This window comes from Schaalia dentiphila ATCC 17982 (genome assembly GCF_000154225.1).
Classification (GTDB): Bacteria; Actinomycetota; Actinomycetes; order Actinomycetales; family Actinomycetaceae; genus Pauljensenia; species Pauljensenia dentiphila.
In genome coordinates this window covers 1,438,680-1,455,622 of record NZ_DS264586.1, presented here as the reverse complement: position 1 = coordinate 1,455,622, position 16,943 = coordinate 1,438,680, and the positions used below count along the sequence as shown (strand labels likewise).

Below are 16,943 nucleotides of genomic sequence, written 5' to 3'. Positions count from 1 at the left end.
CGGTTGGATCAGTTCTTCTTGGCGCGGCCGAAAAGCCCGCGCTTCTTGGGCTGCTCGGCGGAGACAGGACCGCCGTACAGTGCGTCGATCTCGTGGGCGTAGTCGGTGATGACCTTGCGGCGGCGCAGCTTCATCGACGGTGTCACGTAGCCGTTCTCGACGGTGAAGGTGGCGTCGATGATGCGGAACTTACGGATCGACTCGGCGCGGGAGACGGCCTTGTTGGCGCGCTCGACGGCCTTCTCGAGAGACTCGCGTACGGCGGGTAGCTCGGCCGCCTCGGTGGGCGAGCACTGCGGCAGGCCGTGCTTGGCCAGCCAGTCGGGCAGCATGTCGGCGTCGAGGGTGAAGAGCGCGCCCACGTAGGGGCGCTGATCGCCGACGACGATGACGTTCGCGATGAGTGGGTGCGTGGCCAGGGAGTCCTCGAGGACCTCGGGGGAGACGTTCTTGCCGCCCGCGGTGACGATGAGTTCCTTCTTGCGGCCCGTGATTGTTAGCTGGCCCTTGCGATCGATCGAGCCCAGGTCGCCGGTGTGGAACCACTTGCCGTCGGGCATGACCTCGGCGGTCTGCTCAGGCAGGTGGTAGTAGCCGGGCATGACGGACTGGCCGCGCACGAGGATCTCGCCGTCCTTGGCGATCTTGATGAAGTTGCCGGGCAGGGGCAGTCCGACGCCGCCGACGGGGTTCTTGCCGATCTGCTGGACGGAGATCGGGCCGGTGGTCTCGGACAGGCCGTAGCCCTGGATGAGGGTGATGCCCATGCCGGCGTAGAAGTGGGCGAGGTCGGTGGCCAGGGGTGCGCCGCCGGAGACGATGTAGCGCAGGTTGGGGCCCAGGACCGAGCGGATCTTCTTGAGGACGAGCGCGTCGGCGATGCCGTGGCGCATCTTCTTGAACAGGCCGGGGCCGAAGGTCTTCGCGGAGGCGACGGAGAAGGTGCGTGCCTGCTTGGCGCTCCACGCGAACATGCGGCCCTTGAAGCCGCCGCCCGCCTTGGAGGAGGCCGCGTTGTAGACCTTCTCGAGGACGCGGGGGACGACGAGGAGCACGGAGGGCTTGAAGGCCTGAATGTCCGGCAGCAGGTTCTTGATGCTGGGCGAGAATCCGAGGACGCCCTGGCCCGACAGGATCACGTGCATGACGAGGCGAGCGAGCACGTGGGCGACGGGCAGGAAGAGGAGCAGGCGGGTCTCGGGGGAGTCGATGACGTCACCGAGCACCTGGCGGGCACCCTCCGCGGTGGCCACGAAGTTCGCGTGCGTGAGGGCCACGCCCTTGGGGTTTCCGGTCGTGCCGGAGGTGTAGATGATGGTGGCAATGTCCGATGAAGAGATGGTCGCGCGGCGCTGCTCGACGTTTGTGATGGTGATGCCCGTGGCGGCGCGGGCGATCATGCGCTGGGCGCCGCGATCGAAGGAGTCGACTGCCACGGTGTGTTCGGGGGCCACGGAGTGCACGAGCTCCGCCTGCTGGGTGGTGGCCGTGAAGACGCGGGTCACGTGCGCGTCGGTGAGGATGTGCTCGATCTGGGCGGAGGAATCGGACTCGTAGATCGGAACGGTGATCGCGCCGATGGACAGGAGCGCGAGGTCGAGGAGGAGCCACTCGTACGAGGTCGGGGCCAGGATCGCGACCGCATCACCCGCCTGCACGCCGAGGCCGATGAGGCCGCAGGCTGTGTACTCGACCTGGCGTTGGAGCTCAGATGTGGTGAGGGAGCGCGTGGAGCCGACGGAGGAGCGCTGTTCAACCGCCACCTGATCGGGGTGCAGGAGCGCGCGCTTGGCCAGCATGTCCGGAACGATGTCGTGTTCGCCGACCTTGTAAGTCGGCTTAATCGTGTACGAGCCATCACGCATGCGCTTCATCGTGTCCTCCGGGATGTCGGTTCAAAGACTGAACAACAGGTTCGATGTGAGTCTACTGGTTGTGGCGCGGCCCCCGCCCCTTAATCGGGGTGGGGGCCACTGAGTGACGATTAGATCACAGGTCGTAGTACATCTGGTACTCGTAGGGATGCGGGTAGGCGCGCATTGGGGCGACCTCGTTGCTCTCCTTGTATTCGAGCCACGTGTCGATGAGGTCCTGTGTGAAGACGTCGCCCTCGGTGAGGAACTCGTGGTCCTCGCGTAGCGCGTCCAGGGCGGCCTCGAGCGAGCCGGGCAGCTTCGCGATGTCCTGATACTCGGCCGGGGGCAGCTCGTAGAGGTCCTTGTCGATCGGCGCGGCCGGCTCGATGCGGCGCTTAATGCCGTCGATGCCCGCCATGAGGCACGCGGAGAACGCCAGGTACGGGTTCGCGCTCGGGTCCGGCACACGGTACTCCACGCGCTTGGCCTTGGGCGACGTGCCCGTCACGGGGATGCGGATGCACGCGGAGCGGTTGCGCGCCGAGTACACGAGGTTGATCGGGGCCTCAAAGCCGGGAACCAGGCGCCGGAAGGAGTTCACCGACGGGTTCGTGAAGGCGAGGAGCGCGGGCGCGTGCTCGAGCAGGCCACCGATGAACCAGCGGGCCGTGTCGGACAGGGATCCGTAGCCGCGCTCGTCGTAGAACAGCGGCTCGCCGTTCTTCCACAGCGAGATGTGCGTGTGCATGCCCGAACCGTTGTCGCCGAACAGGGGCTTGGGCATGAAGGTTGCGGAGTGGCCGAACTCGAGGGCGGAGTTCTTGATGACGTACTTGAACTTCATCATGTCGTCGGCCGCAGTCTGCAGCGTCGCGAAGCGGTAGTTGATCTCCTGCTGGCCACCCGAGCCAACCTCGTGGTGGGCGCGCTCGATCGTCAGGCCAACCTCTTCGAGGAGGCGGCTCATCTCGTCGCGCACGTCCGCGTACTTGTCGGCGGGGGAGACGGGGAAGTAGCCGCCCTTGATGGGCACCTTGTAGCCCATGTTGCCGCCCTCTTCGGCGCGACCGGTGTTCCAGTACGCCTCGGGGGAGTCGACGGAGAAGAAGGTGTTGTGCGGGTTGACCTGGTAGCGCACGTCGTCGAAGAGGTAGAACTCCGCCTCGGCGCCGATGAAGCACTCATCCGCGATGCCGGTCGAACGCAGGTAGGCCTCGGCCTTGGCGGCGACCTGGCGCGGGTCGCGCGAGAAGGGCTCGTCGGTGAACGGATCGACGATCGAGAAGTTCACGACCAGGGTCTTGCGATCGCGGAACGGATCGACGAACGCGGAGGAGATGTCCGGGATGAGCTTCATGTCGGACTCGTGGATGGCGGTGAATCCGCGCACCGAGGAGCCGTCGAACATGAGGCCGTCCGACAAAGCGGCGTCCAAGAACTCGCTCACGGGGATCGTAAAGTGCTGCTGAACCCCGGGGACGTCGCAGAAGCGCACGTCGACGAGTTCAATGTTCTGCTCGGAGATAAAGTCTGCGACCTCTTGGGTTGAGGTGAACATGAACGTCCTTTGTTGTGGGAGAGCTGTACTCGAAGGTCAAGAATCGGTCAATTCGCAACCAAGTCCAGTATATGCCCACAGGTGGCGTGCGCGTGTATTGGTTTCATTATTCAAATGTTTCATGACATAGAGCACGCCCCAGGTGGGTGCCGGGCACTCCCAGCCCCGGCCTCGTACCCTGGGAGTGTGTCAGATCCTTCGACGTACCGACCCCGCACGGGAGATATCCCGACCTCGCCGGGCGTCTACCGATTCTCAGACCCGCAGGGTCGCGTCATCTACGTCGGCAAGGCCAAAAACCTGCGCAATCGCCTCACCAACTACTTCCAGGACCTGGCGAACCTGCACCCGCGTACGCAGCAGATGGTGACGACCGCGAGCGCCGTGCAGTGGACCGTCGTGCGCTCCGAGGTCGAGGCCCTGACGCTGGAGTTCACGTGGATTAAGGAATTCAATCCGCGTTTCAACGTGATGTTTAAGGACGACAAGTCCTACCCCTACCTGGCGGTGTCGATGGGGGAGCGTTTCCCGCGCGTGCAGGTGACGCGGGAGCGCAAACGGGTAGGGTCGCGCTACTTCGGCCCGTACACGCAGGTGTGGGCGATTCGCGAGACGATCGATCAACTGCTGCGCGTTTTCCCGATGCGCTCGTGTTCGGCGGGCGTGTTTCAGCGCGCGAAGGCGCAGGGGCGTCCGTGCTTGCTCGGCTATATCGACAAGTGCGCGGCCCCGTGCGTGGGTCGCATCTCGATGGAGGAGCACCGCGAGCTCGCGGAGGGGCTGTGCCAGTTCATGGAGGGGCGCACGGGCCCGGTGATCCGTGACCTGGAGGAGCAGATGCGCCAGGCCTCCATGGAGCTGAACTTCGAGCGTGCGGCGAAGCTGCGTGACGACGTCAAGGCGCTGCGCACAGTGCTGGAGCGAAACGCGGTCGTGCTCGACGACGGGTCGGACGCGGATGTGTTCTCGCTCGTCAGTGATGACTTGGACGCTGCGGTGCATGTTTTCCACGTGCGCGGTGGGCGCATCCGAGGCACGCGCGGCTGGGTGATTGAGCGCGTGGACGGCGCAGACGACGCGGCGCTCATGGCTCGCCTTCTCGAGCAGGTGTACTCCTCGGCGTCGACGGACGAGGCCGGGGCCGGGAAGGCAGCCAAGGTGGCGGCCGTGAGCGTGGACGACGTTGCGCACACGCCGACGTCCGCAATCCCGCGCGAGGTGCTCGTCTCCGTTGAGCCCGAGGAGAAGGAGACCATCGCACGATGGCTGGCCGAGATCCGCGGCGCGTCCGTGTCGGTGCACGTGCCCAAGCGCGGCCCGAAGGCCCAGATCATGGATACGGTCACGGAGAACGCCCGCCAGGCCCTCGCCCTGCATCGCACGAAGCGCGCAGGCGACATTACGGCGCGCTCGAAGGCGCTCGAGCAGCTTGCCGAGAACCTCGATCTGCCGGGTGCGCCCCTGCGCATCGAGTGCTACGACGTGTCACATACGGGCGGGGAGAACCAGGTCGCCTCGATGGTGGTCTTTGAGGACGGTATACCGCGCAAGGACGCCTACCGCACCTACAACATCCGCGGTGAGGGCGGAAACGGCACCCCCGACGACACGAGCGCGATGAACGAGGTTCTCACGCGACGCTTCTCGAGGCTGCTCGCCGAGGAGGCCGGCGTCGACGGTGAGGACGAGGACGGCGTCGCCTACGCTTCCGGCCCGATCGATGCCATGACCGGGCGCCCCAAGCGATTCTCCTACCGTCCCGACCTGGTCGTCGTGGATGGCGGCCTGCCCCAGGTGAATGCTGCCCGAGCTGCCCTTGACGCGGTGGGCGCGGACATGCCCGTCGTGGGCCTGGCTAAGCGCCTCGAAGAGGTGTGGATCCCCGGCGAGGACTTCCCGCTGATCCTCCCACGCACGTCGGAGGCTCTCTACCTCCTGCAGTATTTGCGCGACGAGTCCCACCGTTTCGCGATCACGAAGCACCGCAAGCGCCGGTCGAAGGCGCAGCGCCGCTCGGTTCTCGATTCCATCCCAGGGCTTGGACCCGCACGCCAGGCCGCGCTGCTCAAGCATTTCGGCTCCGTTAAGCGGATTCGAGAGGCCACGCCCGAGCAGATTGCCGAGGTCAAGGGCGTGGGACTCGGCCTTGCGCGCACGATCCGCGATAGGCTAACGACATCGTCGAGGGAGGACACACCATGACAACGACGCTTCCCGTGCCGCTGCCGGCACGCGTGCTGCTGCTAGGATCGGGCGAACTCGGTAAGGAAGTCGTGATCGCCCTGCAACGCTACGGATGCACGGTGCTCGCCTGCGACTCCTACGGCAATGCTCCCGCCATGCAGGTGGCGGACGAATCCCGCGTTTTTGACATGAGCGACCCGCAGGCTCTGCGTAAGGTCCTCGACAACGTCGATGTTGACCTCATCGTCCCCGAGGTCGAGGCCATCGCGACAGACGAGCTGAGCGCCTATGAAGAGCGCGGCGTGCGCGTCGTCCCCAACGCGTTCGCCGTCCAGGCGACGATGGACCGTCAGCGCATCCGCAACCTCGCTGCGTCCCTGCCCGGCGTGCGCACATCGGCCTTCCGCTTCGCGCGCAGCGAGGCCGAGCTGGCCGCAGCTCTCGATGAGGTCGGCTACCCCGCGTTCGTCAAGCCCACGATGTCCTCCTCCGGGCACGGTCAGTCCCGTGTCACGGGACCCGAGCAGGCCGCCTCCGCCTGGGTGCACGCCGAGGAGGACGCGCGCGCCACGACCGGCGTTGTCATCGTTGAAGAGGGTGTCGACTTCGACTACGAGATCACACTGCTCACCGTGCGTTCATGGGATGCCTCGTCCGGCAGCGTCACAACGAGCTTCTGTGCGCCGATCGGGCACCGCCAGGAGGGCGGCGACTACGTCGAATCCTGGCAGCCCATGGCGATGAGCGAACCCGCCCTCGAGGGTGCGCAACAGATGGCCAAGGCCGTGACCGACGCCCTGGCTGAGGCCGGAAATGGCCCGTGCCTCGGCATCTTCGGCGTCGAATTCTTCGTGAAGGGCGACGACGTCTGGTTCTCCGAACTCTCGCCCCGCCCCCACGACACCGGCATGGTGACGATGGTGACGCAAGCCCAGTCCGAGTTTGAGCTGCACGCACGCGCCATCCTCGGCCTGCCCGTCTCCACCGCACAGTCCACCCCGGGTGCGTCGGCGGTCATCAAGTCGACGAGCGCCGTCGATGTTCCTGTCTACAACGGCGTCGCTCGCGCCCTCGAATCCGCCGACATCGTGCGTATCTTCGGCAAGCCGGTGAGTCGCGCCGGCAGGCGGGTCGGCGTCGTCGCCACCACTGCGAGCACGCCGAAGGAAGCACGAGTCATCGCCAGGCGCGCCGCTACCGGCATCGCGATCGACGAGGCCTCCGCACCTTCCGCCTAACAGCTCCCATCACCGAACCAGTCAACCCGCCAGGAGGACGCCATGACCGAGCACGCAGCCACGGACGCTCACGACGAAGACGAGGCCCAGACCTCGTCGATGAACGAGGAGAACCCTCCCACGGTCCCCGAGGGCATCGCCGTGCGTGACATGGCCCGCGTGAAGTACGAGCCGCGCGCCTCCAACGAGGTGCTGATCATCACCGGCTACTCGGGTGCGGGCCGCACCGGTGCTGCTCGCGCGCTCGAAGACCTGGACTGGTACGTCGTCGACAACCTCCCGCCGACGATGTTGCCCGCCCTCGTCGGCATGATGTCGAACGACCCTGCTGCGGGCGTTCACCGACTGGCTGTCGGAGTGGACGTGCGCTCGCGTACCTTCTTCCGCACGCTTGACGCCACACTCGAGCAGCTTAAAGGCGCGGGTATTGTCTACCGCGTCATTTTCCTTGAGGCCAGCCCCGAGACCCTGGTGCGCCGCTATGAATCCAACCGCCGCCCGCATCCCCTCCAGGGCGCCGGCACCCTCATGGACGGAATCAAGGCCGAGATGCGTCTGCTCGCGCCCCTGCGTCGCGCCGCCGACGAGGTCATCGACACCTCCACGATGAGCGTCCACGATCTGACGAGGCGCATCCGCGACATCGTGGCTGGGGAGGAGCGCCCCCTGCAGGTCACGGTCGAGTCTTTCGGATTCAAGCATGGCCTCCCGCTCGACGCCGATCACGTCGTCGACGTGCGCTTCTTGAAGAACCCGTACTGGGTCGACGAGCTGCGCCACCTGACAGGCAAGGACCAGGCGGTCGCCGACTATGTGCTCTCCCAGCCGGGCGCGCGCGATTTTGCTCTCGGATATGCCGACCTTCTTGCCCCCATGCTCAGCGGCTATCTGGCAGAATTGAAGCCATTCGTCACGATTGCCGTCGGATGCACGGGCGGAAAGCACCGCTCCGTCGCTTCTTCCGAGGCTATCGCCGAACGCCTGCGCTCACACGGATACACGGTTCGCGTGATGCACCGTGACATTGGGAGAGACTGATGCCCTATCTTGATGCAGCCGGTTGGGTTCAACGTGGAGAATCCGGCCAAAACATCGTCGCCCTCGGCGGCGGACACGGCCTGTCCGCGACCCTACGGGCGCTGCGCCATATCACCCGCGCGCTGACGGCCGTCGTGACCGTCGCCGACGACGGCGGTAGCTCCGGCGGACTGCGCCAGGAGATGCCGATCCTGCCTCCCGGTGATCTGCGTATGGCGCTGGCGTCCCTCTGTGAAGAATCCGAGTGGGGTCTGACGTGGCGCGACGTCATGCAGCTGCGCCTCGACACGACCGGCCCGCTCAACGGGCACGCCCTCGGCAACCTGCTGATCTCCGGCCTGTGGCAGCTTCTCGAGGATCCGGTCGAAGGCCTCGACTGGGTCGGTCGTCTGCTGGGCGCGCAGGGACGCGTCCTGCCCATGTCGTCAACGCCGATCGACATCGAGGCGGATATGAACGACGGCGGCCGCCGCTACGTAGTGTCCGGTCAATCCAAGGTCGCTGTCGCCCCGGGCACCGTCGAGCACGTGCGTATCACGCCCGAGGCGCCCGAGGTGCCCTCCGCGGTCACCGAAGCTATCTCCGAGGCCGACTGGGTCGTCCTGGGACCCGGGTCGTGGTACACCTCCGTGATTCCGCACCTGCTGGTGCCAGAGATTAACCGCGCGCTTGCCACGACCGACGCCCACCGCGCGCTTGTGCTCAACCTGGCGCGCCAGCGCGGCGAAACCGATCTCATGTCGACCGCCGATCACGTGCGCGTCTTGCGCGAGTACGCACCCATGCTCAAGCTTGACGTCATCGTCGCGGATCCGACGGCGTGTGACGACATCGACGACCTGATCGTGGCCGCCGAAGAACTGGGTGCGCGTGTCCTGTTGCGGCAGGTGCGCACGGGTGACGGAGCCCCGCACCACGACCCGCTGCGCCTCGCCGCCGCGCTGCGTGACGCATTTGACGGCTTCCTTGGTGAGGTCGGACAGCCCGAAACGTGGTTACCTTAGAACCTGTTGCCTGCTGACACACGCATGACATATCTGGAGAAGCCGTGTCCCTGACATCTGATATGAAGGACGAGCTGGCGCGCGCCGTCGTTACGACGCCGTCCGAGGTCGCTGCCGAAGTGAGCGCGACGCTGCGTTTCGCGGGAGGCCTGCACCTCGTGGGTGGGCGCATCCTCGTCGAGGCCGAGCTTGACTCGCCCGTGGCCGCGCGCCGCCTGCGCACCTACCTGCAGGCCCTGTACAACGCCGAGTCCTCCGTTGTCATGGTGTCCGGTTCTTCCCTGCGACGTGGCAAGCGCTACGTCGTGCGTGTCGTCCACAAAGCCGACGAGCTCGCGCGCCTCACGGGCCTTGTCGATTCCCTCCGTCGTCCCGTGCGCGGCCTGCCCCCGGTTCTTGTTGCCTCCGGAACCGCTGAGGCCGCCGCTATCTGGCGCGGTGCCTTTCTCGCGCGCGGCTCGCTCATGGAGCCCGGACGCTCCTCTTCGCTTGAGATCACGTGCCCCGGTCCTGAGGTGGCTCTCGCGATGGTCGGCTGTGCGCGCAAACTCGGCGCCTCTGCTCGCTCCAAGGAAGTGCGTGGCACCGACCGCATCTCCGTCCGCGATTCGGACGCGATCGGCACGCTGATCTCCGCCATGGGCGCCCCGCAGACCTTCGAGGCGTGGCAGGAGCGGCGTGAACGCCGCGAGGCTCGGGGCAGCGCAAACCGACTGGCTAACTTTGACGACGCGAACCTGCGCCGCTCCGCCCGCGCGGCCGTCGCTGCGGGTGCCCGCGTTGAACGTGCCTTCGAAATCCTCGGAGACGACGTCCCCGCCCACCTCCTCGAGGCCGGCACGCTGCGTCTGCAGTACAAGCAGGCCTCCCTTGAGGAGCTCGGCAAGCACACGAATCCACCTCTCACCAAGGATGCCGTCGCCGGTCGTATCCGTCGCCTTCTCGCTCTCGCCGATAAGGTCGCGCACGAACGCGGCATCCCGGATACGGAGTCCGCGCTTACCCTCGACATGCTCGAAGAGGACTGAGGTCCCTTTTTCCTGCCCCTTTGTCTCAATCCAAACGAGAATTACCCCACGTGCGGATTTTCAAATTGGATTGTGACTGAGTCCGCTTTTAGGTGTAGATTAGGAACTGCTGGAACCGCAGACATCTGCGGGCCGGGCAGGCAACCCGCACGCCCGGTTGCATCGAAGACCGTGTCCCGTGTGGGCACGAGCAGGAGGAACATAGTGACCACCCGCGTTGGCATCAACGGCTTCGGCCGCATTGGCCGTAACTTCTTCCGCGCCGCTCTCGAGCAGGGCGCGGACATCGAGATCGTTGCCGTTAACGACCTCACCGACAACAAGACCCTCGCTCACCTGCTGAAGTACGACTCGATCACGGGTCGCTTCCAGGGCGAGGTTTCCTACGACGACGAGGGCATCATCGTCGACGGCAAGCACATCAAGGTGCTCGCGCAGCGTAACCCCGCCGACCTGCCCTGGGGCGAGCTCGGCGTCGAGGTTGTCGTTGAGTCGACCGGCTTCTTCACCGACGGCGAGAAGGCCAAGGCTCACCTCGACGGTGGCGCCAAGAAGGTCGTCATCTCCGCTCCCGCGAAGAACGTCGACGGCACCTTCGTCATGGGCGTGAACGAGGCTGACTACGACAACGCCACGATGAACATCGTGTCGAACGCCTCCTGCACGACCAACTGCCTCGCCCCCCTCGCCAAGGTTCTTGAGGAGAACTTCGGCATCGAGCGCGGCATCATGACCACCATCCACTCCTACACGGGTGACCAGCGCGTCCTCGACGCCCCCCACTCGGATCTGCGTCGCGCCCGCGCCGCGGCCCTGAACATGATCCCCACCAAGACCGGTGCTGCCCAGGCCGTCGCCCTGGTTCTGCCCGCGCTTGAGGGCAAGTTCGATGGCCTCGCCGTCCGCGTCCCCACCCCGACCGGCTCCCTGACCGACCTCACCTTCATCGCGAAGAACGAGGTGTCCGTCGAGGCCGTCAAGGCTGCCGTCAAGGCCGCCGCCGAGGGTGAGCTCAAGGGTGTTCTGAAGTACACCGAGGATCCGATCGTCTCCTCCGACATCGTGGGCGACCCGCACACCTCGATCTTCGACGCCACCGAGACCAAGGTCATCGGCAACCTCGTCAAGGTCCTGTCCTGGTACGACAACGAGTGGGGCTACTCGAACGCTCTCGTTCGCCTCACCGCCCTCATCGGCTCCAAGCTCGCCTGAGCACACAGCTGATACACCAGCCATGAGCTGATCAGCGAGATGCCCGTGCACGCTCGTGCACGGGCATCTCGTACATCGCCACCGCCTTCAGACCGAAAGGACTCCTCGTGAGGACCATCTCCACCCTGGGCGACCTGCGCGGCAAGCGCGTCCTCGTCCGCTCCGACTTCAACGTTCCGCTCAAGGACGGCGTCATCACCGACGACGGCCGTATCCGCGCGGCGCTGCCGACCCTCAAGACCCTCACCGACGCCGGTGCCAAGGTTGTCATCATGGCCCACCTGGGCCGCCCCAAGGGTCAGGTCGATCCCGCCTTCTCGCTGGCCCCCGTCGCCACGCGCCTCGCCGAGCTGTCCGGCGTGAAGGTCACGCTGGCCTCCGACGTCGTTGGCCCGTCCGCCACCGAGACCGTCGCCGCCCTGGGTGAGGGCGAGATCGCCCTGCTCGAGAACGTCCGCTACGACGCTCGCGAGACCTCCAAGGTCGACGAAGAGCGCGAAGAGCTGGCCCGCGAGTACGCCAAGCTCGGCGACGCGTTCGTCTCCGACGGCTTTGGCGTCGTCCACCGCAAGCAGGCCTCCGTCTACGACATTGCCAAGCTGCTGCCCTCGGCCGCAGGCCTGCTCGTCCTCAAGGAGATCGAGTCCCTGTCCAAGGTCACCGGCGACCCCGAGCGCCCCTACGGCGTTGTCCTCGGTGGCTCCAAGGTTTCCGACAAGCTGGGCGTCATCGCCAACCTGCTGAAGAAGGCTGACATGCTCTTCATCGGCGGTGGCATGGTCTTCACCTTCCTCGCCGCTCAGGGCTACTCGGTGGGCAAGTCTCTCCTTGAGGAAGACCAGATCGATACCGTCAAGGGCTACATCGCCGAGGCCGCCGAGCGCGGCGTCGACCTCGTCCTGCCCATCGACGTCATCGTCGCCCCCGAGTTCGCAGCCGACGCGCCCGCAACCGTCGTCAAGGTCGACGCTATTCCCGATGACCAGATGGGTCTGGATATCGGCCCCGAGTCCGCGAAGCTCTTCGCTGACAAGCTCGCGACCGCCAAGACCGTCGCCTGGAACGGCCCCATGGGTGTCTTCGAATTCGACGCGTTCGCCGGCGGCACCCGTGCCGTCGCCGAGGCCCTGTCCAAGGGCTCCATGTTCTCCGTCATCGGCGGCGGCGACTCCGCAGCAGCCGTGCGCCTGCTCGGCTTCGACGAGAACACCTTCTCCCACATTTCCACTGGCGGCGGCGCCTCCCTCGAGCTCCTCGAGGGCAAGGTTCTGCCCGGTATCGCAGTTCTGGAGGACTGACTCATGGCACGTACGCCCCTGATGGCCGGCAACTGGAAGATGAACCTCGATCACCTCGAGGCCAACCACCTCGTCCAGGGCCTGGCGATGGCCTTGTCCGACGCGGGCCACGACTACTCCAAGTGCGAGGTCCTCGTCATCCCGCCGTTCACCGACATCCGTACCGTCCAGACCATCGTTGACGCCGACGAGCTCGGCATCAAGTACGGTGCTCAGGACGTGTCGATCCACGACAACGGCGCCTACACCGGCGAAATCTCCACCGACATGCTCACCAAGCTCGGCGTCTCCTACGTGGTGATGGGCCACTCCGAGCGTCGCGAGTACCACGGCGAGTCCGACGAGCTCGTCGGCGCCAAGGCCCGCAAGGTCTTCGACGCCGGCATGACCCCGATCCTGTGCTGCGGCGAGGCCCTCGAGGTCCGCAAGGCCGGCACCTACGTCGAGTTCGTCCTCGGCCAGATCCGCGCCGCCCTCGCCGGCTGGAAGCCCGAAGAGGTCGCCAAGATCGTCATCGCCTACGAGCCCATCTGGGCCATCGGCACCGGCGAAACCGCCTCCGCCGAGGACGCCCAGGAAGTGTGCGGCGCCATCCGCGCCGCCCTGGCCGAGGACTTCGGCGCCGAGACCGCCGAGTCCACCCGCATCCTCTACGGTGGCTCCGCCAAGCCCGACAACATCAAGGAGCTCATGGCTCAGCCCGACGTCGACGGCGGTCTCGTCGGCGGCGCGTCCCTCAAGGCTGACTCCTTCGCCGCCATGGCGACGTTCTACGCCTGAGAAGCCGTGACGCGCTCACTCCGCCTGACCACTTAGGCCGGGTCGGAGCGGACGCGAGGTGGGGCCAACCGGTGTGCCGGTTGGCCCCACCGGCATTCTCAGTTAGACTAAAGGTATATGTGCCCCGATCCGGGGCGAACTGCGATAGAAACTGGATTGACCGTGACCATTCTGAACAACGTCCTGATCGTGCTGATCTTCCTGACCAGCATCCTGCTGACCCTGACCGTCCTCATGCACAAGGGACAGGGTGGCGGTCTGTCGGACATGTTCGGTGGCGGCATCTCCTCGTCGGCCGGCTCCTCCGGTGTCGCCGAGCGTAACCTGAACCGCATCACGCTGGGCACGCTGCTCATCTGGCTGGTGTGCATCATCGGCTACGCGCTTCTCGCGAAGTTCGGCGCCTGACGATAGTTCGTCTCTGAGATGGCTCTCCGCTTGTGAGCGGGGAGCCATTTTATATCCGGCAACCCGTGTGGGGCCGTCTTCGTGACGAAGATGGCCCCACAGAGTGATGGTGCTGTATTACGCAACCTCAATTCGCGAGGCAGCCGCCTCATCGAGGTAAACGCGCGTCGTGGGGGAGAGGATGCCCGCGACCGGGAGGTTGAGGGGAGACGCGCCCGCAAAGGCTCGCCCGAGAGCATCCGCCTTCGCTGCACCCGCCGTCGTCAGCCACACCTCTGCGCACGCACGCATGATGGGCATCGACACCGTGATGCGCTCGGGCGGGGGCTTCGGAGAATTGCGGATCGCCAGAATGGGGGAGGCCTCGTCCATATCGACGCGTCCCGGGAAGAGTGAGCAGATGTGCCCGTCGGGACCCATGCCGATGAGCGCGATGTCAAAGGAACCCTCGCCCATGATCTCACGCCACGTGTCGGCGAACGCCACGGTCGCCTCATCGAGAGAACCCGCGCCGGGAGCGTACACATCCGAGGTCGGCATACGGACGAACTCAACGCCGGAGGCCGCGTGGAGGAAGCCCTCCCACGCCTGTTCATCGTTGCGATCCTCGTCGCCCGCCGGCACGTAGCGTTCGTCGACCAGCCACACGCGTACGTGTGACCAGTCGATTTCGTCGACAGACGGAAGGAGAGAGGGAAGCAACGACGTGGTGATGGCACCCCCCGAGATGGCCAGGTTGACGCGCGAGTCAGCTCCGGCCTCGTCGATGAGTGTGTTCAGACGAGCGAGGAACGCACGGCCGACGGCCTCGTTCAGTTCCTCGACGGTTGGGTAGACCTCGAACGTGTGGACTGCCACCATCGTCACTCGCCCTCAGAGCATGCAGCCAGTCGCGGAAGTTCCTTCGTGAGGAGCTCACCGTAGTAGACGTCCGGATCCATGCGACGCAGATCCTCCATGAGGGAGTCCTGCACGGAGCGGCGTGCGAGGTTCACGGAGCGATCCTCGAGGCCCGGACGCGACAGACGCGCGACCGACGAGGAGGCGCTACGCGAGAGCGAGACGGTCGTGTCGTCGTCGAAGAAGAACGTGATGTCCGTGATCGTGAGGGCCTCGGGATCCACGACTCGCTCGACGGGCACGCCCAGCTGGTGATGCAGCCATGCGGCCACGAGGAACGGCGAGGGATGTGTCGCATTACCCGCGACGCGGATCGACGTCGGTAGACGGTCAAAGTCCTCGGCGACAGCCGCGAGCAGCGCGCGCCACAGCGTGACGCCGGCCCACGCGAGATCCGTGTCGCCGGGGGTGTACACGGCCGAGAGGGCCGACAGGGTATCCATGGGGCATTCGGTTGCGCGCGAATCGGTGATGCGCTTGACCGCGAGGCGACCAAGCGGGTGCGCGCCCGGATTCTGCGGGGGAACGACCGGCCAGTACGTGACGACCGGAGTATCCGACTGGAGAAGCGGCATGACGAGCGAGTCGATGTTCGACGCGGCCTCACCGCGAGGCTCCAGGATGATGATGTCGGACAGGCCCGCTGCGTCGCCGACGCGGATCTGTGCGTTCAGACGCGCCGTGCCCTCGGTGGACTCGGGCTCGACGATGACGATCACGCGGCAGGGATGCTCGCGCGAGACCGCGTCGGAGACCTCGATCGCGTTGTCGACGTCGATGAGGTCGGGCACGCAGATGAGCAGCGTGAGGACACGGCTCAGAGCGGCGGAACCGCGCTCGTCGCGCAGCTCCACGATGCGGGATGCGACCTCGGCCGACGTGGTGTTCTTCAGGGTGATGATCACGGGAGCCTCCAGAAACGGCCGTCGCGGGCCAGCATGTCGTGCGCGGATTGGGGACCCCACGTGCCGGGCGCGTAGGGCTCGGGTTGACCCTGGGTCTCCCAGAAGGACAGGATCGGGTCGAGGATCTTCCACGAGGCCTCGACCTCGCGCTGATGCGGGAACAGGGGAGCGGAGCCGACGAGCGCGTCCAGGATGAGGCGCTCGTAGGCTTCGGGTGAGTCCTCGGTGAACGCGTGGCCGTAGGCGAAGTCCATGGTCACGTCACGCACCTGCATGGAAGTGCCTGGAACCTTCGCGCCAAGTTTGAGGGTCAGGCCCTCGTCCGGCTGGACGCGAATAACGAGTGCGTTCTGGCCCGACTCACTGAGGTCGGAGTTGCCGAAGGGCACGTGGGCCGAACGCTTGAAGATGACAGCGATCTCGGTGACGCGCTTGCCGAGGCGCTTGCCTGCGCGCAGGTAGAAGGGCACGCCCGCCCAGCGGCGCGTGTCCACGAAGAGCTTGATAGCGGCGAAGGTCTCGGTGGTCGAGTCGGCCGGAATGCCGTCCTCCTCAAGGTAACCGCGCACCTGATCGCCGCCCTGCCAGCCGCCGGCGTACTGCCCGCGCGCCGTATCGATGGCCAGATCCTCGGGCAGGCGCACTGCGGAAAGCACCTTCTCCTTCTCCGCCTGGATTTCCTCGGGTGTGAAGTGGACGGGCTCCTCCATGGCGGTCAACGCCATGAGCTGAAGCAGGTGATTCTGGATGATGTCGCGGGCCGCGCCGATGCCGTCGTAGTAGCCCGCGCGTGTGCCGATGCCGATGTCCTCGGCCATCGTGATCTGTACGGAATCGACGTAGTTCGCCTTCCACAGCGGCTCGAACATCGCGTTCGCGAAGCGCATCGCCATGATGTTCTGGACGGTTTCCTTGCCCAGGTAGTGGTCGATGCGGAAGACGTCCTGTTCGTCGAAGATCTGCGAGATGACGTCGGAGAGCTTTTGCGCGGACTCAAGGTCGTGTCCGAAAGGCTTCTCGATGATGACGCGACGCCATTCGCGGCCCTGACGCTTGTTGAGGCCCGTGTCGGACAGGTGCTTGGCCACGACCGGGAAGTATGAGGGAGGAATCGACAGGTAGAACGCGTGGTTGCCGCCGGTGCCGCGCGAGTGGTCGAGCTCGGCGACGGTGTCGGCCAGCTGGCGGTAGGCATCGGGGTCGTCGAAGGTGCCCGAGACGAAGCGCAGTCCCGAGCGCAGCTGGTTCCAGGTTCCCTCGTTGAAGCCGGTGCGGGTGTGCGCCTCGATGGAGGCGCGCACGTATTCCTCGAAGTCCTGCGGGCTCCAGTCGCGGCGCGCAAAGCCGGTGAGCGAGAACGCCGGGTGGAGCAAACCACGGTTGGCGAGGTCGTAGATCGCGGGAAGGAGCTTCTTGCGCGCGAGGTCGCCCGTGATGCCGAAGATGACGAGGCCACACGGTGGGGAGATGCGCGGAAGCCTGCGATCCTGGGGATCGCGCAGGGTGGGGATCTCGTTGGTCACGAGTGGTCGCT

At 65.9% G+C, this 16,943-nt stretch carries 14 protein-coding genes; 9 read left to right on the top strand and 5 right to left on the bottom strand.

From position 1 onward, the window contains the following. Positions 1–8: 8 nt before the first annotated feature. Complete coding sequence (locus ACTODO_RS06195) at positions 9–1,874, bottom strand: AMP-dependent synthetase/ligase (protein WP_003792457.1); 1,866 nt, start codon at positions 1,872–1,874, stop codon at positions 9–11. 115 nt (positions 1,875–1,989) lie between these two features. Continuing rightward, positions 1,990–3,414, bottom strand: a complete 1,425-nt coding sequence (glnA, locus tag ACTODO_RS06190; protein WP_003792456.1) for a type I glutamate--ammonia ligase — start codon at positions 3,412–3,414, stop codon at positions 1,990–1,992. A 186-nt stretch (positions 3,415–3,600) separates the two neighbouring features. Here glnA and uvrC point away from each other — a divergent pair, with 186 nt between their 5' ends. From uvrC to secG, 9 genes are all read left to right on the top strand, one after another. Beyond that, positions 3,601–5,616, top strand: a complete 2,016-nt coding sequence (gene uvrC, locus ACTODO_RS06185) for an excinuclease ABC subunit UvrC (RefSeq protein ID WP_003792455.1) — start codon at positions 3,601–3,603, stop codon at positions 5,614–5,616. Beyond that, positions 5,613–6,836, top strand: coding sequence for a formate-dependent phosphoribosylglycinamide formyltransferase (purT, locus tag ACTODO_RS06180; RefSeq protein ID WP_003792454.1), 1,224 nt, complete (start codon positions 5,613–5,615; stop codon positions 6,834–6,836). The genes uvrC and purT overlap by 4 nt, the downstream gene beginning before the upstream one ends. Positions 6,837–6,878: 42 nt before the next feature. Continuing rightward, positions 6,879–7,874 (top strand): RNase adapter RapZ, encoded by a 996-nt coding sequence (gene rapZ, locus ACTODO_RS06175; protein WP_003792453.1) that lies wholly within the window; start codon positions 6,879–6,881, stop codon positions 7,872–7,874. Further along, positions 7,874–8,878, top strand: coding sequence for a gluconeogenesis factor YvcK family protein (locus ACTODO_RS06170; protein WP_003792452.1), 1,005 nt, complete (start codon positions 7,874–7,876; stop codon positions 8,876–8,878). Before rapZ ends, ACTODO_RS06170 begins: the two co-directional genes overlap by 1 nt. 44 nt (positions 8,879–8,922) lie before the next feature. Further along, positions 8,923–9,906 carry a DNA-binding protein WhiA gene (gene whiA, locus ACTODO_RS06165; RefSeq protein ID WP_034512197.1) on the top strand — a complete coding sequence of 328 codons (984 nt, stop codon included), beginning with the start codon at positions 8,923–8,925 and terminating at the stop codon, positions 9,904–9,906. 204 nt (positions 9,907–10,110) lie between these two features. Beyond that, positions 10,111–11,118: a type I glyceraldehyde-3-phosphate dehydrogenase gene (gap, locus tag ACTODO_RS06160; protein ID WP_034512195.1), complete on the top strand. Its 1,008-nt coding sequence runs from the start codon at positions 10,111–10,113 to the stop codon at positions 11,116–11,118. Between the two features lie 107 nt (positions 11,119–11,225). Further along, complete coding sequence (locus tag ACTODO_RS06155; RefSeq protein ID WP_003792448.1) at positions 11,226–12,416, top strand: phosphoglycerate kinase; 1,191 nt, start codon at positions 11,226–11,228, stop codon at positions 12,414–12,416. Between the two features lie 3 nt (positions 12,417–12,419). Further along, positions 12,420–13,196: a triose-phosphate isomerase gene (gene tpiA, locus ACTODO_RS06150; protein ID WP_034512192.1), complete on the top strand. Its 777-nt coding sequence runs from the start codon at positions 12,420–12,422 to the stop codon at positions 13,194–13,196. Positions 13,197–13,358: 162 nt separating this feature from the next. Then, on the top strand, positions 13,359–13,604 hold the full coding sequence (gene secG / locus ACTODO_RS06145) for a preprotein translocase subunit SecG (protein WP_009054898.1): 246 nt from the start codon (positions 13,359–13,361) through the stop codon (positions 13,602–13,604). A 117-nt stretch (positions 13,605–13,721) separates the two neighbouring features. On the opposite strand, the gene pgl is transcribed toward secG, so the two are convergent. From pgl to zwf, 3 genes are read right to left on the bottom strand one after another with little or no spacing between them, the layout of a single operon-like run. Further along, positions 13,722–14,465, bottom strand: coding sequence for a 6-phosphogluconolactonase (gene pgl / locus ACTODO_RS06140; RefSeq protein WP_003792445.1), 744 nt, complete (start codon positions 14,463–14,465; stop codon positions 13,722–13,724). Positions 14,466–14,467: 2 nt separating this feature from the next. Then, complete coding sequence (locus ACTODO_RS06135; RefSeq protein WP_003792444.1) at positions 14,468–15,409, bottom strand: glucose-6-phosphate dehydrogenase assembly protein OpcA; 942 nt, start codon at positions 15,407–15,409, stop codon at positions 14,468–14,470. After that, complete coding sequence (gene zwf, locus ACTODO_RS06130; RefSeq protein ID WP_003792443.1) at positions 15,406–16,932, bottom strand: glucose-6-phosphate dehydrogenase; 1,527 nt, start codon at positions 16,930–16,932, stop codon at positions 15,406–15,408. The genes ACTODO_RS06135 and zwf overlap by 4 nt, the downstream gene beginning before the upstream one ends. Positions 16,933–16,943: the final 11 nt, after the last annotated feature.

What these genes read in the sequence shown, in the direction of transcription:
- tpiA (WP_034512192.1), top strand. Translation starts at nt 12,420, where the DNA reads ATGGCACGTACGCCCCTGATGGCCGGCAACTGGAAGATGAACCTCGAT.
- pgl (WP_003792445.1), bottom strand. Translation starts at nt 14,465, where the DNA reads ATGGTGGCAGTCCACACGTTCGAGGTCTACCCAACCGTCGAGGAACTG.
- rapZ (WP_003792453.1), top strand. Translation starts at nt 6,879, where the DNA reads ATGACCGAGCACGCAGCCACGGACGCTCACGACGAAGACGAGGCCCAG.
- purT (WP_003792454.1), top strand. Translation starts at nt 5,613, where the DNA reads ATGACAACGACGCTTCCCGTGCCGCTGCCGGCACGCGTGCTGCTGCTA.
- glnA (WP_003792456.1), bottom strand. Translation starts at nt 3,414, where the DNA reads ATGTTCACCTCAACCCAAGAGGTCGCAGACTTTATCTCCGAGCAGAAC.
- ACTODO_RS06195 (WP_003792457.1), bottom strand. Translation starts at nt 1,874, where the DNA reads ATGAAGCGCATGCGTGATGGCTCGTACACGATTAAGCCGACTTACAAG.
- ACTODO_RS06170 (WP_003792452.1), top strand. Translation starts at nt 7,874, where the DNA reads ATGCCCTATCTTGATGCAGCCGGTTGGGTTCAACGTGGAGAATCCGGC.